Annotated in this window: 12 protein-coding genes and 3 pseudogenes; 9 read left to right on the forward strand and 6 right to left on the reverse strand. The window is 65.7% G+C overall.

The window, feature by feature from the left end; all coding sequences use genetic code 11:
• Window positions 1-95 precede the first annotated feature (95 nt).
• Complete coding sequence (locus ACXI0U_RS28560; RefSeq protein WP_021217338.1) at window positions 96-1,079, reverse strand: AraC-like ligand-binding domain-containing protein; 984 nt, start codon at window positions 1,077-1,079, stop codon at window positions 96-98.
• Window positions 1,080-1,403: 324 nt separating this feature from the next.
• On the opposite strand from ACXI0U_RS28560, the gene ACXI0U_RS28565 reads away from it, so the two are divergent.
• From ACXI0U_RS28565 to ACXI0U_RS28575, 3 genes are all read left to right on the forward strand, one after another.
• Complete coding sequence (locus ACXI0U_RS28565) at window positions 1,404-2,747, forward strand: spinster family MFS transporter (RefSeq protein ID WP_479551174.1); 1,344 nt, start codon at window positions 1,404-1,406, stop codon at window positions 2,745-2,747.
• A gap of 176 nt (window positions 2,748-2,923) precedes the next feature.
• Window positions 2,924-3,400 (forward strand): MarR family winged helix-turn-helix transcriptional regulator, encoded by a 477-nt coding sequence (locus ACXI0U_RS28570; RefSeq protein ID WP_021217341.1) that lies wholly within the window; start codon window positions 2,924-2,926, stop codon window positions 3,398-3,400.
• A gap of 199 nt (window positions 3,401-3,599) precedes the next feature.
• On the forward strand, window positions 3,600-6,005 hold the full coding sequence (locus ACXI0U_RS28575) for an autotransporter family protein (protein WP_431484577.1): 2,406 nt from the start codon (window positions 3,600-3,602) through the stop codon (window positions 6,003-6,005).
• Between the two features lie 392 nt (window positions 6,006-6,397).
• Here the strand turns inward: ACXI0U_RS28575 and ACXI0U_RS28580 are convergent, their stop codons facing one another.
• On the reverse strand, window positions 6,398-7,534 hold the full coding sequence (locus tag ACXI0U_RS28580) for an IS481 family transposase (RefSeq protein WP_431482418.1): 1,137 nt from the start codon (window positions 7,532-7,534) through the stop codon (window positions 6,398-6,400).
• A 37-nt stretch (window positions 7,535-7,571) separates the two neighbouring features.
• Here ACXI0U_RS28580 and ACXI0U_RS28585 point away from each other — a divergent pair, with 37 nt between their 5' ends.
• Entirely contained in the window at window positions 7,572-8,174 is a 603-nt protein-coding gene (locus ACXI0U_RS28585; protein ID WP_431484307.1) for a hypothetical protein, read from the forward strand.
• Between the two features lie 117 nt (window positions 8,175-8,291).
• The gene (locus ACXI0U_RS28590; RefSeq protein WP_479551175.1) at window positions 8,292-8,864 is read left to right on the forward strand and encodes a hypothetical protein; all 573 of its coding nucleotides are present in this window, start codon (window positions 8,292-8,294) and stop codon (window positions 8,862-8,864) included.
• A 31-nt stretch (window positions 8,865-8,895) separates the two neighbouring features.
• Here ACXI0U_RS28590 and ACXI0U_RS28595 read toward each other — a convergent pair whose 3' ends face one another.
• The 4 genes and pseudogenes from ACXI0U_RS28595 to ACXI0U_RS28610 all read right to left on the reverse strand — a co-directional run bounded on the left by ACXI0U_RS28595 (window position 8,896) and on the right by ACXI0U_RS28610 (window position 14,659).
• On the reverse strand, window positions 8,896-9,867 hold the full coding sequence (locus tag ACXI0U_RS28595) for an IS110 family RNA-guided transposase (RefSeq protein ID WP_350448597.1): 972 nt from the start codon (window positions 9,865-9,867) through the stop codon (window positions 8,896-8,898).
• Between the two features lie 519 nt (window positions 9,868-10,386).
• Window positions 10,387-12,648: a bifunctional acylase PvdQ gene (gene pvdQ / locus ACXI0U_RS28600; RefSeq protein WP_479551176.1), complete on the reverse strand. Its 2,262-nt coding sequence runs from the start codon at window positions 12,646-12,648 to the stop codon at window positions 10,387-10,389.
• A gap of 62 nt (window positions 12,649-12,710) precedes the next feature.
• Window positions 12,711-14,045, reverse strand: a pseudogene (locus tag ACXI0U_RS28605) (lysine N(6)-hydroxylase/L-ornithine N(5)-oxygenase family protein).
• A gap of 134 nt (window positions 14,046-14,179) precedes the next feature.
• Window positions 14,180-14,659: a sigma-70 family RNA polymerase sigma factor gene (locus ACXI0U_RS28610; RefSeq protein ID WP_316925257.1), complete on the reverse strand. Its 480-nt coding sequence runs from the start codon at window positions 14,657-14,659 to the stop codon at window positions 14,180-14,182.
• 185 nt (window positions 14,660-14,844) lie between these two features.
• On the opposite strand from ACXI0U_RS28610, the pseudogene ACXI0U_RS28615 reads away from it, so the two are divergent.
• The 4 genes and pseudogenes from ACXI0U_RS28615 (at window position 14,845) to ACXI0U_RS28630 (ending at window position 20,554) form a co-directional block, all read left to right on the forward strand.
• Window positions 14,845-15,877 (forward strand): annotated as a pseudogene (locus tag ACXI0U_RS28615) (FecR family protein).
• A 129-nt stretch (window positions 15,878-16,006) separates the two neighbouring features.
• Window positions 16,007-17,154: pseudogene (locus ACXI0U_RS28620) on the forward strand (efflux RND transporter periplasmic adaptor subunit).
• Window positions 17,151-19,127 (forward strand): MacB family efflux pump subunit, encoded by a 1,977-nt coding sequence (locus ACXI0U_RS28625; protein ID WP_043243517.1) that lies wholly within the window; start codon window positions 17,151-17,153, stop codon window positions 19,125-19,127. The pseudogene ACXI0U_RS28620 and the gene ACXI0U_RS28625 overlap by 4 nt, the downstream one beginning before the upstream one ends.
• The gene (locus ACXI0U_RS28630; protein ID WP_479551177.1) at window positions 19,124-20,554 is read left to right on the forward strand and encodes an efflux transporter outer membrane subunit; all 1,431 of its coding nucleotides are present in this window, start codon (window positions 19,124-19,126) and stop codon (window positions 20,552-20,554) included. Before ACXI0U_RS28625 ends, ACXI0U_RS28630 begins: the two co-directional genes overlap by 4 nt.
• The last annotated feature ends 579 nt before the right edge of the window (window positions 20,555-21,133 follow it).

A 21,133-nucleotide genomic window follows, 5' to 3' on the forward strand; every position in this document is an offset into this window, starting at 1 on the left:
GCCCGGGGTTGGCACGAAGGCGTTCCCGGGCTGAAGCCCGGGCTACCGGCAGGGTTCGAACGGGGAAGGCACGGATGCAGGGTGCGCGGCGCCGCTCAACGGCCGCCGCGCAGGGTCTCCGACGGCAGGCAGCCGTACTGGCGGCGGTAGTGGGTGGCGAAGTGGCCGAAGCTGCTGACCCCATGGCGCAGGAGGATGTCGGTGACGCTGTCCTGCGCTCGCGCCTGCTGCAGCGCCTCATGCACCAGCGCCAGGCGGCGGCTGCGCATGTAGTCGGTGGGGGTCTGCTTGAGGAAGTGGGCGAAGCCGTTCTGCAGGGTGCGGATGGAGACCCCGGAAAGCTCGGCCAGGGTGGCCAGGGCGATGGGCTCGTCGAGGTGGCTTTCGATGTAGTCGCGGGCCTTGCGCACATGGAAGGGCATGGGCTGGCGGCGATCCTCGCGCAGCGCTTCGGAGTAGTTGTGCGGCAGCTGGGTGAGCAGCACCGAAAGCAGGTAGTCCGACAGCCCGCTGCCCAGGGTCGGCGCCAGGTCCTCGACCATCGGCCCCTGGTGCAGGCGGCAGATGTACTCCAGCGTCTCGCGCACCGCCGCCATCCCCGGGTGCCCCGCCGCCACCTGGATGTCGAACAGCAACGGCTGCTTCAATGGCCGCTCCAGCAGGCGCTGCAACTGACGCTCCAGGGCATCGCGCTCCACCCGCAGGATCAGGTTGCGGCACTCCTTGCCGATGCGGATCAGGCTGCGCTCGGAGGGCGAGGAAATGGTCAGGCTACCCCGGCGCATGGCCGCGCTTTGCGCGCCCAGGGTCACGGTGCCGGTGCCCTGCAGGGTGATGCGGATCAGGTAGTAGCTGGCGATATCGCCGGCGTCGATCTCCACCTCCGCGCCGTAGTGCAGGTCGAACAGCGCCGAGCTGCCGAAGAACACGCCATAGAGCGCCGAATGCAGGGCATCCGCACGGGGCAGGTTCATCCGGTGCGGCCACAGGTAGTGGCTGACCTTGTCGCGGACCTCGCCGATACCGGCGGCGGGGTTCAGCAGGCAATGGCGCTGCAGGAGGGATGCATCGTCGAGCATGGTGGCGGCCCCGTGATCAGTGCGGCACGCCCACTGCATGCACCGCAGAATTAGTGGAAAAGGAAAGCAATTTCCACGCCACGCACAGCAAATCTGCGCAGCCGGAACAGCGGCTGCGCCTGGCGCATAGAGCCCCGGGGGCCAAGGGCATAAAAAGACAGGGCGGGGCTCGCCGACAGCGGGTTCTGCCAGTTGGCGATGCATGAAAACAACAAAGGGCGCACCAGGGCGAGGCACATCGGTAACGTAGCCGTCACCGAACTACCCCGCTCCCTCCCACGCTGCCGCAGACCTCATCACCACCGCCTCGAGGGGCCGAACCGAATGACCAGCCAGACACCCACCGACCTCACCCGCAAACGCTACGCCTACGAGTGGTACGTGGTCGCCATCTGCATGGTGGCCTACATCTTCTCCTTCGTTGACCGGCAGATCCTCGCGCTGATGATCGAGCCGATCAAACACGACCTGCAGCTCTCCGACACCCAGTTCAGCCTGCTCCACGGGCTGGCCTTCTCGCTGTTCTACGCCTTCATGGGCATGCCCATCGCGCTGCTCGCCGACCGCTTCTCGCGGCCGAAGATCATCGCCATCGGCGTCGCCTTCTGGAGCCTGGCCACCGCCGTGTGCGGGCTGAGCAAGAACTTCACCCAGATGTTCCTCGCCCGCATCGGCGTCGGCATCGGCGAAGCGGCGCTGTCGCCGGCCACCTACTCGATGCTCAGCGACATGTTCCCCCGCGAGAAGCTCGGCCGTGCCGTGGCCATCTACTCCATCGGCTCCTTCATTGGCGGCGGCGTGGCCTTCCTCATCGGCGGCTACGTGATCGACCTGCTGAAGAACCTCGACAGCGTGACCCTGCCGCTGCTGGGCAGCATGCGGCCCTGGCAGGTGACCTTCTTCCTGGTCGGCCTTCCCGGCCTCTTCGTCGCCCTGCTGATCGCCGCCACCGTGCGCGACCCGGCGCGCAAGGGCCTGAAGCTGGATGCCAACGGCCAGGTGCATAAGCCCAGCCTGGGCAAGGCCTTCGCCTTCCTCGGCCGCCACCGGCAGACCTTCACCTGCCACTACCTGGGCTTCTCCTTCTATGCCATGACGCTGTTCTGCATGCTCAGCTGGACCCCGGCCTTCTACATGCGCACCTTCGGCCTGGCGCCCAGCGAGGCCGGCTACATCCTCGGCCTGATCGTGCTGCTGGCCAACACCAGTGGCGTGCTCTGCGGCGGCTGGCTGATCGACTGGCTGGCCAAGCGCGGCTACAGCGACGCACCGATGCGCGCCGGGGTGATCGGCGCCATCGGCATGGCCGTGCCGGCGGTGCTGTTCACCCAGGTGGGCGAGTTGTGGCTGTCCCTGGCGCTGCTGGTGCCGGCGATGTTCTTCGCCTCCTTCCCCATGCCCGCCTCCACCGCGGCCATGCAGATCCTCCCGCCCAACCAGATGCGCGCCCAGGTCTCGGCGCTGTTCCTGCTCATCTCCAACCTCATCGGCCTGGGCCTCGGCACCACCCTGGTGGCGCTGCTCACCGATCGCCTGTTCCAGTCGCCAGCGCTGGTGGGCCACTCGGTCTCCCTCCTCAACGCCGGCGCGGTGCTGCTCACCCTGGGCCTGCTGATCAAGGGCTGCGGCCATTTCCGCCGCAGCCTGGAGCGTGAAAACCTCAGCTGAACCCCCACCGCCTCCCTGCCCCAACGGGCGCGCCGACGCCGCCAGGCGTTGCGCGCCCGCATCCCGCGCCCTGCCGAAGCTGACTTGCATCAAGGCAATGACGACAGCCAGTCGACAGCCTGCGCCCAACCCCCTATAAATCACCCCCACATCTTTGCAACAGCACGCAGTTACCCATGACCACCCCGAAAAAACGCCAAAGCCGCTACAACCCCGCCAGCGACAACTTCAGGAAGGAAGACTTTCCCTTCTACTGGCTGGCACGGGTGCACGGCCGCTACTCCATGGCCATGGAGAAAGCGCTGAAGAAGATCGACATGGACATCCCGCGCTGGCGCATCCTGTTCATCCTCAAGGAGAACGGCGAGTCGAGCATCTCGGAAATCTCCGAACACGCCATCGCCAAGCTCTCCACCGTCACCAAGATCGTCTACCGCATGAAGGCCGACGGCCTGGTGGACACCAACCCCTGCAGCAACGACGGCCGCGTCACCCAGGTCTCCATCACCGAAGCCGGCCGCCGCACCGCCGAACAGATCCAGGTCACCACCGCGCACATCTTCACCAACAGCTTCAAGGACCTCAGCGAAGCGCAGATCACCAAGCTCAACGGCACGCTGGAGAAGATCTTCAACAACCTGCCGGAGGATTGAGGGGCGCTTCAGGGCCTGAATGGCCATTTAACGCGCCCTCGGTCCGGCCTTTCCTCGCCCCTGTGTAGGCGAGGAAGAAGCGCTCGACACGATCCTTCTTCTTTGCACGCCAATGCGCCGCAGCCCCTTCAGTCCGCCCAGCTTGCCACCCTAGTCTGCCGCCGCCTCAGGCAATCCTGCCTGTACGCACGGAGGCACTATGCAGACCCTGTTCGCACGTCATTACCTGGCAACAGCCATCACTCTCGCAATCCTTCCCGCTAGCGCGCTGGCGACCACGCTGGACATCAGCAATCTCGCCCCGACGACGCTCTCATCCAGCTACACCGACCTGACATTGACCGGGACCGTCAACGCCAGCCATGAGGCGTTGGTGGACCTCGTCGGCAACGTGAGCGGGAACCTGACCAACAATGCCGACATGCTGATCGAAGGTGCCGGCGTATTCGGCATCAACGGCACTCTGTACCTGGAAGCGGGTTCGAGGGTGGATGGGAATTTCATCAATAACGGCCGACTCATCAGCCGGGACATCGCCGACGTCAACGTCTGGATCGGGGGCGCGAGTATTGGTGGCTCGTTCATCAACAACGGCCTGATCGAGAAGACGGGGGATAGGAACCCGGGGACCCCCTCCATGGAGATCTACAGTTCGACGCTGACCCGGGGCTTCCTCAACAACGGCACCATCAGCGCGTCCGGTAATGAATCGATCGCGCTGGAGATCGGGCAAAGCCGACTGGGCAGCTTCGACAACAGCGGCAACATCACTGCGGACGGCAACGGATCCATCGGTGTCCATGTAACCGCCGGCACGACACTCGACAGTGCGGCGCTGGTCAACCGCGGCGACATAAGCGTAAGCGGCTTGAATTCGACGGCCGTGGTGCTGACCGAGAATCTGCTATTGGAGAACCAGGGCACGCTGACATCGCAAGGTATCGCTGTCGATCTCAGCCAATCTGGTTGGGCAGCCTTCAAACAGACCTCCGGCAGGATCGATGCGCCTATCGCGATCAAAGGCACCGGCCACAGCCTGATCACGTTCGAGGGAGGTAGCGCCAAAGGCGACTTCTCGCAGCTGGCGGTACTGGAGGTGTATGGCGATGTGCAACTCGACACCACACACATCGACGCAAACTATCTTGAACTGGGCTCGGGACGCCTCACTCTCCTGCGCCCAGGCGGCCGCCTAACAGGTAATCTCAAGCTGATCGGAAGCCAGTTGGAGCTTCTGCTGAACGACAGTGTTTCCCCCACCACGCCCTACCTCCATGTAGCGGGCTATGCAGTAGTCGATCCTGATACTCGGATACTGCTTACCCCCACTCCCAATGACTTCACGCTGGACGGACCTCGGTCATTCCAGCTGATCGAAGCGTCCGAGTGGTCCGGCTCAATTACACCCAACGATCCGGCAACAGCACTTGCCAACCTCTCCGTCCAAAGCACATCGGCCTTGATGAAGGTAAATAGCTACTCGCTCAACGGAAATATTCTCGAAGCCGAGGTGGATGTACAGGTTGGTTCCGAAGCCGCCGAGTTGGTTGCTACTCAAGGCGCAACCGCCAACGCACAACGAGCACTCGCAGCTTTCTCCTATAACCTGGATGCCCTGGCTGTAGAAGACCCTCTGTTCATTGCCCTGGGCAACGCCGATGCGCACGAAAGCGCACGGATTGCCGAGCAACTGACGCCGGAAGTCAACGGTGCAAGCGCGCTGGGCGCCATCGAGAGTCTTCGCCTATTCGAAGCGGCCACCACTGCGAGCGGCGTAGCCGCGCAAAAGGATCAGGGCGAATGGCGAAGCTGGATAAGTCTGCAGGACAGTAACGGGCATACCGGTGAGCGCCAACAGGTCCGGGGCTTCGACCTCCACACCAAGAGCATCGCAGTGGGTCTTGAGCGTAGCCTTGCGGAGGGGGCACTTGGCGTCGGATACAGCCACTACCAGGGCAACGCAAAAAGCCATAACGGCAACAAGCTCGACAGCCAAGGCCATCTGTTGGGGGTCTATGGATCCCAGGTGCTGGATGGCTTCGTCATCCAGGGCAGCCTGACAGCAGGCTGGCTCGATAACGAAAGCAAGCGCTACATCGCAGGCACCCGTGCCAAGGGCAAGCCAGATGGCCACCTGTTCGGCGCCAACCTGTTAGGCGCCTACCCTATCGCCCTCTCCAATGATCTGTCGCTGGAGCCTCGGATGGGCGCTCGCTACTCCCAGGTTCGCCTGGACGGGTATCGGGAAAAAGGATCGTCGGCAGCACTGCATACCAGCGCCTCCCGCTACGAAACTGGCGATCTGGGCGCGGGCATAAAGCTGAGCGGAACCGTGTCGCTGGAAGCAGGCAAACTGAAGCCCGAAGCCTCGATCATGGCGTGGCATGACACCATCGGCGACCGCATCGGGGCAAACAGCCGCTTCATGCTGGGGGATGGTGATTTCGCCAGCCAGGGCGTGCGCCAGGCGCGAGACAGCTACGAGGGCAACCTGGGTGTGACCTATAGCCTGGGCAACATGGCACTCAACGCGGGTTACAGCCGCACCCTGCGCAACGATGCGGCCTGGCGTGCCGCCCATGTTTCATTCGCTTTCGCGTTCTAGATAATCATGGCCAGTCCTGCGGGACTGGCCTTCTCTTCCGGTAGCCTGCATCGCCGCTTGCGATCCACCCCGCCCCTGCTGCACAGTCCACCGACCATTCCGGCAAGCGCCCCCGGGCCGTTGTCTGCCGTCCACCAGGAAGGAGGATCGCTTCAATGGCCAAACGCATACTCTTCGTGCCCTTCGTCATGCCCGACGCCAATAACTTCCGGGACAACCGGGGCTTTCATACACCAGCAAGAACAACAGCTGGATCAACAGCTACCAGGGAAAGAGATCCTCAGTGCTCGATGGCGAATGCCACGACATCTACCAGCTCTGGTACTACCCCTGTTTAGCCGGGATACATGGGTAACGCTTGTCGGGGGACATGGGTAACGGGTTGCTGGTCGTTACTTCTTCTCTCTCAGGTCGAACTGGCGGATTGTCTTATGGATGAAAATCACATCGTAGACACCATCCACACCGGTGGGGCGTATTGCGATTCGCTCGCCCAATAACCCACCACCGACGAACCGGCTTTTCCCTTTGAATTGCACCTGTCCGGTTCCCCCTACCTTGAGCACCTTGTCCTCCGGCTCGTACTCGATTTCCGGCAATTGCTCCGTGTACGCCCTTAGGCTTGGCTGATAGCGCGATATCGGTGGTAACTGGCCCAGCGCCTCATGAGGTCGTTGTTGGTTGTACTGATCTCGCCATTGGTCCATCACGCGCTGGCAGTGCTCCATGTCACTGAAGCTGCGATGCAGCAGCTCACGCTTGAGGGTTTGATGGAAACGCTCGAGCTTGCCTTGCGTCTGCGGGTGATAAGGGCGGCTATGACTGACATCGATACCCAGGCGCATCAGCCAGACTTCCAGGGCGGATAGGCCGCCCTCGATGTTTGAGCCCCAGGGCGGGCCGTTGTCGGCCGTTATCCGGCATGGCAGCCCATAGCGACGGAAAACCGCGGCCAGCTTGGGGCGAACCAGTTCCAGGCGCTCCCCTTCACAGCCCTGCAGGCAGAGCGCAAAGCGTGAATGGTCATCGAGCACCGTCAGCGGGTGACAACGTGGCGAGTTACGGTCCGAAAGATGGAAGTTGCCCTTGAAGTCGATCTGCCAGAGCTCGTTGGGTTGCTTGTGCTCGAAGCGTTGGGTGGCCGGTGCCTGGGCGTCTTCGGCGTGATAGCGCACCTGGCAGCCATGGCGCCGAAGAATCGCATCGAGGGTGCTGTGATGAGGGCGATCCATGGCCTTTGGCAACAGATGGAGCAGCTTGCGAGCGCCCCAATAAGGGAATTGGTGATGCAGGCGCACCACCTCTCGCTCCAGCTCGGCGCTGGTGCGTCCAGGACTCGTAAGCGGACGACGGGATTGGTCCTGCAGACCGGAATCACCCAGTTCTTGATATCGCTCCAGCCATTTGTAAGCCGTCTTGGGGCTGATGCCGTAGCGTCGACAGAGCTCCCGGATGTTGCTCTGCGGGTGTTGGGCCAACAATACGAATTCACGTCGTATCGACATGGTGGTGCACTCCTGCCACGGCATCGCTCGAACTCCTCTTCGAAGGATTCCGTAAGCCTAAATGCGTTACCTATGTCTCCCGACACCTGTCACCTATGTCCCCCGGCTGAACAACCCCGGCTCCATGGGCAGCCCGATGCTGATGGGCCTCGGCGAGGACGACCAGATCTACATCCGGGGCCACTCGGTGGCCGGCATGAGAGGCATCTTCGACAACTGCACCCTCGATGAAAAAGGCAATCAGCTCAACGTGCAGCGGATCCTCGATAAGTCCAATCACTTGCTCAAGGTGACGGACGAGAACTACGCCGGCAGCCGCGCCAGGTACTTCATCCTCAACGCCGACGAGGTGGCGCTGCGGCTGCAGGAAATGGGCCTGTCGAAGGGTTTCGCCGGCACCATCAAGTGCTACAACTGCCACAGCGCGGAGGGCGCGCAGAACTTCAGCCAATCACTGACGGATGAGTTCTACGACCTCGGCTACACCGCATGCAAGGTCTACGGCTATACCGGCGCGCTCAGCTCGGTGTACGGGAACGCCCACAAGGAGAGCCTGCACGAACACCGGACCGTACGAGCCAGCGCCAATCGCGTGCGTATCTACCCGACGGCGCAGGCCGCCAGCTCATCCGGTGCACCGGGCGCCTCCAGCCCCGGGAAGTGACCCACACTGCGAACCCCGCCCCAGACACGTCGGCCTTTCATCCGGGCACCTTTCCAATCACCGATCCGTTGCTAACCTTGCTGCGCACACTCAATCGCAGCAAGGAACCGGACGCCGATGAAAAAGCGCTACACCCTCGACCAGGACGTGATCTGCCATATCTTCAAATCCGGCAAGCACACCAACAACGTGATCGAGCCCAACGATGGCTCGGGCGGTCATGCGGTTCAGGACATCAGGAGCAAGATCACCGAGTGCACCATTCTCGCCGTGCCCCAAGCGAACAAGGCCGACCTGACGGAATGGGCGAAGAAGAAATTGGAGGAACGCCTGCTCTGCCCCTATCCCCACGTTGCCACCTTCAAGTTCAGTGGCCAGTCGTACAACAGCAAGTCGATGTTCCCCGGCACGGGCACCAAGGACGAGCTGATCAAGACCATCGAACGCGCACTCACCAGCGGCACCTCGGCGCATACCTATAACGGCTCGGCCAAGGTCAATGCGGCGAACGGCAAGGCCTGGGTCGCCCCGGCGGACTTCAAGCGCCCGCTGTCGGACATGACGGTGGAGAACGGCGACTACGTGGTCGGCCGCGCCAATGGCCTGCGCATCAAGGGCCAGAAGAAAGGCGCCGGCGGTGCCGGCCTGACGTCAGCCTTCCCGGACACCACCGGGTTCTACTGGGGTTAGCGCACAGGCCGCGTAGATACCGTCTTGATCCCTAGTGAGCAAGGGCCAGCTTTACGTCGTACGGCTGGCCCGATTTCAAGACGCCATAAGCGATGTTCAGCAGCTTACGCATCGCTGCACAGATGATCTGCATGCCGGTCTTGCCCTTGGCTCTGAGGCGTTCTCTCATCGCTTTGATCGCCCCGTTGTGCTGCAGGGCGCAAACGGCAGGCATGTACAGCCCAGCGCGCAGCCGCGATGAGCCCATCTTGGAAATGCGGGTCTGCCCCCGGTACTTACCAGACTCCTGCAAACGCGGGTTGAGCCCGGCAAAGGCGGTAATCGCGCGGCTGCTGGTGAAGCGATGAGGGTCGCCCAGCTCCGCCAGGATCAGGGCGGCTGTCTTGTCCGCGATGCCATCGATGCTGGTCAACAGATCACGTTTACCGCGCAGATCCGGGTCATTGTCGATGTGGTTGTTGATGGCCTTGAGGGTTTCCTCGATCTGTTGCTCGATGTGCCGCAACACTGAGCGGATCGACTCCTGCACGCTGGTATCGGCCACCTCCAGGCGATTGCTCTCCATCTGCTGGATTTCCTGCAGATCCGCCAGGCGCCGCATCAGTGCTTTCAGGCGCCGTATGGCGCGAGGTTCAGGCTGCCAGGGCCGTAGCTCGTCCTGGTGGCGCTCGCCGTATTCGGCGATCAGCTTGGCGTCGACCTTGTCAGTTTTCACGCGCTGCAGCTGACTGCGGGCGTAGTGAGCGATCTGCGCAGGGTTGAGGACGCAGACCCGATAGTTCTGCTCCAGCAGCCATTCGGCCAGGGCTTCATGGTGGATGCCGGTGGCTTCCATCACGACCCAGGCACCCGCCTCGCTGTGCTTGTTCAGCCACTCCTGCAGCGTGCGAAAGCCCGCCTCGCTGTTGGCCAACTTGGCCTTGGTGCGGTACTTGCCGTTCGCCTGCAGGGTGGCGATATCGAACGTGTGCTTGGCAATGTCGATACCAATGACACTGGGCATGTGAGCTCCTCCTGATCTTTTCAGACACGATCATCACTGCACCCGGCCCAACCTTGTGAATGCGAGCTCTGGGCTCAAGATACCGTTCGGGCTGTTCGAGTGAGTGTGGAGGGGCGGAGCACTATCTACGTCGCAGGCTCAGGGCCTAAGGGTGGACACGACTTCCAGCCCCTCCCCCGATGATCAGTCGGGAACTATTACCCCTGAAGGGGTAGTTAGTCGAGATACAAGGGTGGACCACGCTTCACCGGTCCACCTTTCGTGCTGCCCGGTGACTCCGCGGGTGGAGGTAAAAAGCGACCTCCACCCGGCGGAGCACCGAGCGCTTCGTAGGATGGCGTAGAGCGAAGCGAAACCCATGCTGTGGATGTACCAGGTGCCCAGCGAGACCCTGAAAGCACAGCTCTTTACTTTGAATCCACAACAGCTAGAGCAGACACAGTCCATTCATTTGCCAAGCAACGCCCCGCCGCCGGCGACCCCGGACTGAAGTCCGGGCTACGGAACGGTGGAATCCGCTCACTTCACCTTCAGCACCTTGCGCTCCAGCGCCGGGTCGGCGTCGATCTCGGCGTTGCTGAAGGGCAGCTTCTGCCATTGCTGGCGGGCGAAGAGCTCGGTCTGGTCGCTGTGGTGCGGCGAGCCGGCCTCGCTGGACTGGGAGAAGGCCAGCAGCCCACGAGCTTGCGGGCCCTGGCCGTCGAAGGTGACCAGTTGCAGGTAGCTGGTGCCGCTGACCACTTCCAGGTGATCGCCCTGCAGTTCGCTCTGCATGGCGTTGTAGACGCCGAAGTGGCCGTCGCCGCCGGGGATGCCGATGGCGCCCGAGCGCTGGATGTCGCCCCAGCGGGCCTGTTCGGGTACACCGGCCTTGGCCACTTCCTCACCGGCGGCAACCAGCGCCTGGATCACCTTGTCCTTGGCCGCCGGGTTCAGCCCGCGCGGGGTGACGGTCGGGCGTTGCGGGTCGAAGGGCTCGCGCCAGCCGTCCTCGATCTCGGCGAAGCCCTTCATGAAGTGCTGGAAGTGCAGGAAGCCGATGCCGCTGTCGAGGTTGGCCTTGCCGTCCCAGGCCGCCAGGGCCTTGCAGGGCGCGGCCAGGGCGGCGTTGCCCGCCTCGGCCTGGCACAGCTCCAGCAGCTCGGGCAGCAGGTCGGTGGCCAGGGCCACTTCGTTGTCGGTGACCATCGCCTTGAGGAACTCGGCGCTCAGCGGCGCGTCGCCCTGCAGGCGGCCCAGGGCGAAGCGCGCGCGCGGCGACAGCTCACGCCCTTCGCGGTTGACCAGGAGCGAATAGCCGGCCAGCGGGCTGTCCGGGTTGCTCAGCCAGGCGCTGTCGTTGGAGTTCTGCACGAAGTCCTCGCGCTGCAGCACCGGCAGCTGGGCCGCCGGGGTGATGCCCGGCTGGGCGGCGCTGGCGTCGCGGGTCCATTCGCAGGCGCTGGTAGTGCCCTGCAGGGCCGGCAGGCCTTCGGCGGCCAGTTGCGGGATCACGCATTCCGCCAACTGCTTGGGCAGCAGGTGCGGCACCACGGACTGGTTCATGTACAGGGCCTTGCCGCTGGCGTCGGCGGCCAGGGTGTTGACCCAGGGGATGCCCTGGATTTTGGTCACGGCGGCACGCAGGGCATCGACGTCACGGGCCTGGTTAATCGCATACCACTGCTGCAGCACGCGGGTATTGCCGAGGTTGGCGTCCTTCAGCGCCCAGGCTTCGCCAGCGGTCCACTCCAGCATGCCCGGCCAGTTGAGCAGCGGACCGAAGCGCGACTCGTAGAGGTCGTGGCTGCGCACCGAGAGCGTGCCGGCGGCGTCACGGACCTGCACCTGAAGGCGGGTCTTCTTCAGCTTCTCGGTACGGTCGTCGATGCGGTAGCGGGTCGGGTCCTTGGGGTCGAGTTCCAGGCGGTAGAGGGTGAAGTGCGCGGAGGTGTCGACGGTGTGGGTCCAGGCCAGCTGCTGGCCGAAGCCGATGTTGACCACCGGCAGGCCGGGCAGCGCGGCGCCCATCACGTCGAGCTTGCCGGGGATGGTCAGGTGCAGCTGCCAGAAGCGCAGTGCGCCGCTCCAGGGGAAGTGCGGGTTGGCCAGGAGCATGCCGCGCCCGTCGGCGCTGCGCTTGCTGCCCACGGCCACGGCGTTGCTGCCGCGCTCCAGGCGGAAGCCTTCGGTGCGCGCCGCGGTGTAGCCGGAGTCCAGCTGCGCCTGCTGGGCACCGGGCGGCGCGGCACCGATCAGCGCTTCGGCGAACTGGCCGGCACCGCCTTCCACCAGCAGGCGACGGGTCAGGCGCACCAGGTCGTCGGCATCGATGGGGCGCAGCCAGCCCTCGCCCAGGCAATGGGTGGTGCGCGCATCGGCTTCCTTCAGGTAGTGGTTGAAGCCGGCGGCGTAGCCGTCCAGCAGTTGGGCCACTTCGCGGGTCTGCGCCTTGCGGAAGGCGGCAATCGACGCCGGCTGGTTGAGCCAGGTGAAGAAGAAGTCGGATGGCAGGTTGTCGAGGTGGGCGGAGGACTGGCCCTCCGCGCCGAACCAGCGGGAGCGCTCGCCACGGGCGGTGACGATCTCCTCGGCCAGCAGGCAGGCGTTGTCGCGGGCATAGGCGTAGCCGATGCCGTAGCCGAGGCCGCGTTCGTCCGCCGCCTGGATGTGCGGGACGCCATGGGCGGTCCAGCGGATAAGCGTTTCTCTCGGCTTGGCGGCCGTATCGGCGGCCAGAACGGCAAAAGCCGGGCACAGCAACAGCGCTGCGACACCGGCAACAAGGCTACGCATGGGCATCGGGGGTTCTCGCAAGGAAGGGTGGAAACCGCGCCGACGGGTGTCGGCGCGGATCAAACGGATCAGCTGGCGGCGGCCAGCGCCTGGACGACACCGCGCTCGGCACAGGAGCCAGGCTGGATATGGTCGTAGAGCGAGGCGGCGATCTCGTCGGCGCGGATCGGCAGCACCGACAGCAGGGTGTCGCTGAGGCCGTGGCTGGCCTGGCAGAAGCCCTGCATGTAGACGGCCGCCTGGCAGCGCTCGTCGGTGCGGACGCGGTAGTCGCGGCCCACCTCGAAGTCGCCCATCCACTGGGCCAGGGGCTCCAGCAGGTGACGGTGCACTTGGCGCTCGTAGCCGGTGGCGAGCACCACGGCGTCGTAGCGCTGCACGCTCTGCTCGCCGCTGGCGTTGTTGCGCAGCACCAGTTCGATGCCGTCGGCACCGGCGGTGGCGCGCTCCACGGTGCTGAGGATGTGGAAGGCGTGGCGCTGGATGCCGGAGACCTTCTGGCGGTAGAAGATGCCGTAGATGCGCTCGATCAGGTCGATGTCCACCACCGAGTAGTTGGTGTTGTGGTGCTCGCGGATGAAGCGCTCACGCTCGGCGCCGGTCTGGTTGAAGATCAGGTCGGTGAACTCGGGGAGAACACCTCGTTGACGAAGGGGCTGTCGTCCGCCGGTTTCAGCGCCGAGCCGCGCAGCACCATGTCCACCTGCACCGACGGGTAGCTGTCGTTGAGGTCGATGAAAGCCTCCGCCGCGCTCTGCCCGCCGCCGATGATGGCGATGCGCATCGGCTTGCCACCGACGCAGGGCTGCTTGGCGATGCGCTCCAGGTACTGGGAGTGGTGGAAGACCCGGGCGTCGTCCTTGAGGTGGCGGAAGGCCTGGGGAATCCGCGCGGTGCCACCGGCGCTGACCACCACCGAGCGCGTGGCGCGGACATGGGTCTCGCCACCGGCATCGCGGGAGATCACCCGCAGCGCCTCGACGCGCTGGCCTTCCAGCACCGGCTCGATGGCCAGCACCTCTTCGCCATAGCGGCTCTGCTCGATGAACTGCCCGGCCACCCAGCGCAGGTAGTCGTTGAACTCCATGCGGCAGGGGTAGAAGGTGCCGAGATTGATGAAGTCCACCAGGCGGCCGTGCTGGTGCAGGTAGTTGACGAAGGAATAGGGGCTGGTGGAATTGGCGCAGGGACACCAGGTCCTTGAGGAAGGAGATCTGCAGCTCGCTCTGGGTCACCAGGGTATTGCCGTGCCAGCGGTAGTCGGCCTGCTTGTCGAGGAACAGGGCATCCAGCGCCCCCTGCTTGCGGGCACGCTCCTGCAAGGCGATGGCCAGGGCCAGGTTGGAGGGGCCAAAACCAATGCCGATCAGGTCGTGGATAGCGGTGTTCAGGGGCTGAGTCATGTCCAGTGTCCTCTGGAGGTGCGCCCGTCCGGCGACGGTTGCCGTTCGCTGACGGCCCCACTGGCCGCCTGTTGACTAGGAACGAGGACAAGGAAATGAAATTTAGCCGGCGGGCGTTGCACTGCACCGGTCGATCAGGCCGCGTCCCACTCACGCATGCGCAGGCGGCAGTGTTTCATGGCGTTGACGATGTGCTTCTCCACCAGGGGCTGGGAAATCCCCAGGCGCTCGGCGATCTCGTCATGGGAGAGCCCCTCCAGCTTGCGCAGCAGAAAGGCGTCACGGCACGGCGCCGGCAACTCGTCGAGGGCGCGCTGCAACATGCCCAGGCGCTGGCTTTGAGCCAGGGAACGGTGCGGCGATGGAGCGTGGTAGCGCTCCTCCTCATCCAGCACGTCCAGCGGCTCGTTGCGGCGAATGGCGTTGCGGCGGTGTTCGTCGATCACCAGATTCAGCGCCGTTCGGTAGAGAAACGCGCGGGGCGAATCGATCCGCTCTTGACTCGCGCGTTCCATCACCCGCAAATACGCGTCATGTGCCACATCCGCAGCTGCCTGCCGATCACCCAGTTTTGCACTGAGGAAACGCACCAACTCGCGATAGTAGATTTCCAAGTCGCTTCCCCGGCGCCTAACGAATGCGGCGCATACACTTGAGCTGGATCAAGACATACCCTTTGGGTGATGCTGGCAGTCTGAAATTATTAAATTTATAATAATTCTCATCAAGATTCATATTTCAGCGTGCCGCTCCACCGTGTGAATACAGAACTCGAATTCAGGCATAACCGGTAATCCTGATGAACAACGCCTCCTCGCAAACCCAAAGCGACCCGCTGGTCGAGGTCGCCGCACACTGGTGCATGCGCCTGCACGCGGAGGATTGCACGGACGAGGAGCGCGCCCAGTTCAAGGCCTGGATCGAAGCCGACCCGAGCCATGCCCTCGAATACGCCGAGATGCTGGAGATCCGGACCTGAGCGAGCACCTGCCGCCGACCCAGCCTTCGCCCCGCCTGCACATTCCCCTGCCACTCCCGCTGCCACCGCCGACCCTCGCCCAGCTGCCGGTACGCCAGCGCCCACGCGGCTTCATCCGCCGCCATGCACGCGCCCTGGCCCTGGCCCTGATCGCCGCGCCCCTGGCCGGCTACAGCGGCTGGCTGGCCGGCTGGGTGCCCGACAGCTACCAGCGCTACGAGGCCGAAAGCAGCATCCGCCGCGTCACCCTGCCCGACGGCAGCGACGTGGAGCTGAACCTGGCCACCCGCCTGAGCTACGCCAACTTCATCGACCGCCGCCGGGTCAGCCTGGACAGCGGCGAAGCCTACTTCCACGTCAGCCACGACAGTGCCCACCCCTTCGTGGTGCATGCCGGCGAAGGCTCGATCACCGTGACCGGCACCCGCTTCAACGTGTGGAAGTACCAGGACAACATCGTCGTCACCGTCACCGAAGGCTCGGTCAAGGTGCGCAGCGAGCAACGCGGCAACGACAGCAACCTGACCCCCGGGCATGCAGGCCAGCTTCAAGGCCGGCGACATGAAGCCCCGGGTCGGCGCCGTGGACACCCAGCAGGCCCTGGCCTGGCGCGACGGGCAAGCTGATCCTCGACGACCTGACCCTCGCCGAGGCGGTGCCGCTGATCAACCGCTACCTCGACGCGCCGCTGGTACTGGGCGACCAGGCCAGCGCCGACCAGCGCATCGGCGGCATCTACAGCACCCGCGACATCCGCAGCCTGGTCACCGCGCTGCCCCGCGTCCTGCCCATCAGCCTCGCCCAGCAGGCCGACGGCAGCACGCTGATCAGCAACCGCAAGATGCGTCTCTGATTCCGGGCGTCCGGGCCGCCAAGGACGCACCGCCGGTAAATTTTTCCGCCCCTAGCTCGTTCAACTGGCAGCGCCCCTTCGGCTGCCGCACCGCGCCGGCCAGGGCCCCACCCAGAGCCGGACATCTCCATGAGCGCCCCACGACTTTCACGCCGCCTGATCCTCGCCCCGCGCTGCTCGTCCCCCTCATCGCCCTGGCCGCCTGGAAGGCCCTGCCGGACGGCATCCACGAAGGCGACACCGTGCGCGTGGCGGTCACCAGCATCGAAAGCAGCGTCAGCGCCCTCGGCACCCTGCAGCCACGGCGCTACGTCGACGTCGGCGCCCAGGCGTCCGGACAGATCCAGAAGCTCCATGTGGAAGCCGGCGACACGGTCGAGGAAGGCCAGCTGCTGGTTGAAATCGACCCCTCCACCCAACAGGCACGGGTCGATGCCGGGCGCTCCTCCATCGACACCCTCAAGGCCCAGCTGGAAGAACAACGGGCCCAGCACGAACTGGCCCGGCAGCAGTACGCCCGCCAGCAGAAGCTCGCCGCCAGCGGCGCCACCCGTGACGAAGACCTGCAGGTGGCCCACGCCCAGCAGCGCTCCACCCAGGCGCGCATCGCCATGATCCAGGCGCAGATCCGCCAGGCCCAGGCCACACTGCGCAGCGACGAGGCCGAGCTCGGCTACACGCGCATCTACGCCCCTATCTCCGGCACCGTGGTCGCCGTCGACGCCCGCGTCGGCCAGACCCTCAACGCCCAGCAGCAGACGCCGCTGATCCTGCGCATCGCCAAGCTCTCGCCCATGACGGTCTGGGCCCAGGTGTCCGAAGCCGATATCGGCCGCGTGCGCCCCGGCATGCCCGCCTGGTTCACCACCCTCAGCGGCGAAGGCCGTCGCTGGGAAGCCCGCGTGCGCCAGGTGCTGCCCTTGCCGCCGCGCCCCCTCGACCAGCTCAGCCAGGGTGGCGGCAGCCCCACCGGCAGCGGCGGTCGCGTGGTGCTCTACACCGTGCTGCTGGACGTGGACAACCAGGACAACGCCCTGATGACCGAGATGACCGCCCAGGTCCACTTCGTTTCCCAGCGTGCCGAAAACACCCTCGCCGTGCCCATCGCCGCCCTGCGCGACGGCGACGCCGGCGGCGACATGGTGCTGGTGGTCGGTGCCCGTGGCGCCCTCGAGGAGCGCCCGGTGCAGACCGGCGTGCGCGACCGCATGCAGGTCCAGGTGCTGTCCGGCCTGGCCGAGGGCGAGCGCCTGCTGATCGGCGAACCCGCCCCATGAAGGCCCTGCACGAACCCGCCCTGCTGGAACTGGTCGACGTCCGCAAACGCTACGGCGGCAACGGCACCCCGGAAGTCGAAGTGCTACGCGGCATATCCCTGCGCATCGATGCCGGCGAATTCGTCGCCATCGTCGGCGCCTCGGGCTCCGGCAAGTCCACCCTGATGAACATCCTCGGCTGCCTCGACCGCCCCAGCTCCGGCAGCTACCGCTTCGCCGGCCGCGACGTCGCCGCGCTGGATGTCGACGAGCTGGCCTGGCTGCGCCGCGAGGCCTTCGGCTTCGTGTTCCAGGGCTACCACCTGATTCCCTCCGCCTCGGCCCGTGAAAACGTCGAGATGCCGGCCATCTACGCCGGCACCCCCGGCCCCGAGCGCGCCGCCCGGGCTGCCGAACTGCTGCAGCGCCTGGGCCTGGAAAGCCGCGCCGGCAACCGCCCGCACCAGCTGTCCGGCGGCCAGCAGCAACGCGTCTCCATCGCCCGCGCGCTGATGAACGGCGGCCACGTGATCCTCGCCGACGAACCCACCGGTGCCCTCGACAGCCAGAGCGGCATCGAGGTGATGAAGCTGCTCGACGAGCTTTCCGCCCAGGGCCACGCGGTGATCCTCATCACCCACGACCGCGAAGTGGCCGCCCGCGCCCAACGCATCATCGAAGTGCGCGACGGCCATATCCTCAGCGACAGCGCCGACGGCCAGCTGCCCAGCGGCAACGCCGGCGCGCTGCCTGCCAGCCGCCTGCGCGAGCGCCTGGAAGAACGCCGCGAACTGCCCGCCGGCGCCTGGCGCGGCGAACTGCTGGAAGCCCTGCGCGCCGCCTGGCGGGTGATGTGGGTGAACCGCTTCCGCACCGCCCTGACCCTGCTCGGCATCGTCATCGGCGTCGCCTCGGTGGTGGTCATGCTGGCCATCGGCGAAGGCAGCAAGCGCCAGGTGATGGCGCAGATGGGTGCCTTCGGCTCCAACATCATCTACCTCTCCGGTTTCTCGCCGAACCCACGCGTGCCCGAGGGCGTGGTCACCCTTGCCGACATCGCCGCGCTGTCCGGCCTGCCCCAGGTGCAGCGGATCATGCCGGTCACCGGCGGCGACACCCTGGTGCGCCACGGCAACCTCGATTTCCAGGCCTACACCCGGGGCAACGGCATCGACTTCCCCAGCATCCTCAACTGGCCCGTCGCCGAAGGCGCCTTCTTCGACCAGGCCGACGAAGACAGCGCCGCCACCGTCGCGGTGATCGGCCAGAAGGTGCGCGACAAGCTGTTCGCCGGGCGCGACCCCATCGGCCAGCACATCCTCATCGAGAACGTGCCCTTCCAGGTGATCGGCACCCTGGTGGCCAAGGGCGCCAGCTCCGGCGACGAAGACGCCGACACCCAGATCGTCGTGCCCTACTCCACCGCCAGCATCCGCCTGTTCGGCAAGCCCGACCCGGATTTCGTCGTGGTCGCTGCCGCCGACGCCAGCCGCGTGCAACAGGCCGAAGCCGCCATCGACCGCCTGCTGCTGCGCCTGCACCGCGGCGTGCGCGACTTCGAGGTGACCAACAACGCCGCGCTGATCCAGGCCGAGGCCAGTACCCGCAACAGCCTCTCGCTGATGCTCGGTGCCATCGCCGCCATCTCCCTGCTGGTGGGCGGCATCGGCGTGATGAACATCATGCTCATGACCGTGCGCGAACGGACCCGTGAAATCGGCATCCGCATGGCCACCGGCGCCCGCCAGCGCGACATCCTCCGCCAGTTCCTCACCGAAGCCACGCTGCTCTCGGTCACCGGCGGCATCGCCGGCATCGCCATCGCCCTGCTGGTGGGTGGCGCGCTGCTACTGGCGGACGTCGCCATCGCCTTCTCCCTCACCGCCATGCTCGGCGCCTTCGGTTGCGCCCTGGCCACCGGCGTCGCCTTCGGCTTCATGCCGGCGCGCAAGGCGGCACGGCTCGACCCGGTAACCGCACTGAGCAGCCCATGACCGTATTCACGCCCCGCACCCTGCTGCCCCTGTGTCTCGCCCTCGGCGCCTGCGCCGGCACGGACAAGACACCCACCACCGGTATCGCGCCGCCCGCCCATTGGCAGGCCAGCACCGACAACCGCCAGGCGCAGGCTGCCGCCGACTGGTGGCGCGCCTTCGGCAGCCCGGAACTCGCCGCGCTGATCGACCAGGCCCGCCAGGGCAGCTTCGACCTGGCCGCCGGCCGCGCGCGGGTGCGCCAGGCCAGCACGGCTGCGATCATCGCCGGCGCCCCGTTGCTGCCCGAGGTGAAGGCCGAACTCAGCGGCAGCTACCAGCAATTGCTGGGCGACAAGGGCTTCAGCGCCCTGGACGCCTCCTCCGACCAACCCCGCTTCGACACCTACGCCACCGGCCTCAGCGCCAGCTACGAGCTGGACTTCTGGGGCGGCAAGCGCGCCGCCCGCGACAGCGCCCTGCACGGCCTGGATGCGGCCCGCTTCGACCAGGCGACCCTGGAGCTGACCCTGCTCGCCGGCGTCGCCAGCAGCTACCTGCAGGTGCTGGCCCTGGACGAGCAACGGCGCATCGCCAAAAGCAACCTCGACAATGCCCGCCAGGTGCTGCAACTGGTGGACGCGCGCCAGGGTGCCGGTGCCGCCACGCAGCTGGAGCTTGCCCAGCAGCGCAGCCTGGTGGCCGGCCGTGAACGCGCCCTGGAGCGCCTGCACCAGCAGGCCGGGGAAGCCCGCGTCGCCCTCGCCGCCCTGCTCGGCCAACCGGTGCAAACCCTCAGCCTGAAGGGCGAGAAGCTGGGCACCCTGCAATGGCCCAGCACCGGCGCCGGCCTGCCCAGCGAACTGCTCGGGCGCCGCCCCGACATCGCTGCCGCCGAAGCCCGCCTGGCCGCCGCCGATGCCGACGTGCGCGTCGCCCGCGCCGCGATGCTGCCGAGCCTGACCCTCAGCGCCAACCTCGGCACGGGTTCCGAGCAGTTCTCCGACGTGCTGCGCAACCCCTACTTCGGCGTCGCCGCCGGCCTCGCCGCGCCGATCCTCAATGCCGGCCGCCTCGACGCCAGCCACCAGCAGCGCCAGGCCCGCGAGGAAGAGTTGCTGGCCAACTACCGCGCCGCCATCGTCGCCGCCTTCGGCGATGTGGAGCGCGCCCTGCTGGCCATCGACGGCCTCGACCGCCAACGCCAATGGCAAGCCGAGGAGCTGGCCCAGGCGCAACGCGCCTTCGACCTCGCGGAAAACCGCTACCGCGCCGGCGCCGAAACCCTGCTCACCGTGCTGGAAACCCAGCGCAGCCTCTACCAGGCCGAAGACGAAGCCGTGCAACTGCGCCTCGCCCGCCTGCAAGCCGCCGTCGGCCTCTACAAGGCCCTGGGTGGCGGCTGGACACCGGACGCTAATCAGCTGGCCGAACGCACCCCGGGCTGAAGCCCGGGCTACCCAATTCGCACCAGGCGCAACATCGCCTGTAGGAGCGAATTCATTCGCGATTGGCAATGCACCACGCGCCGGGTTTCACCCGACCGACATCCCGCCTCGACCGCCATCGGTGTCGACCTGATGCCCCGCCTGGTGGAGGTAAAAAGCGACCTCCACCCTACGCTCCGGGGTACGCCCTGCCTGTGGGAACGAATTCATTCGTGATCGGCATTCAGGCACGCGCACAGGCCGATCCCGGCACGCTTGTGTAGGGGCCAATTCATTCGCCCAGCGGTGCGCAGCATCGCCCGTGGGAGCGAATTCATTGGCTCTGTCTGCGTTAAGTGTTGCTAAAGGATTTGAGCTCAGCTGATTGTCGAGCTCTGGTGATGTTTCTGGTTTCGCCCCCCCGGGCGAGTCTCTTTTGGCAGTCGCCCCAAAAGAAACCAAAAGGGCTTGCCCCATCATCCGGCCCCGGCTTCGCCGGGGTTCCCTCACTCCATCGTCGCTATCGGGGGCCGGCGCGATGGGCCATCCATGGCCTGGCGCGCCTCTCGCGGCATCCATGCCGCTCGTCCCCCGGCGCAA

The sequence above is a fragment of the Pseudomonas sp. C9D1 genome (assembly GCF_056491235.1).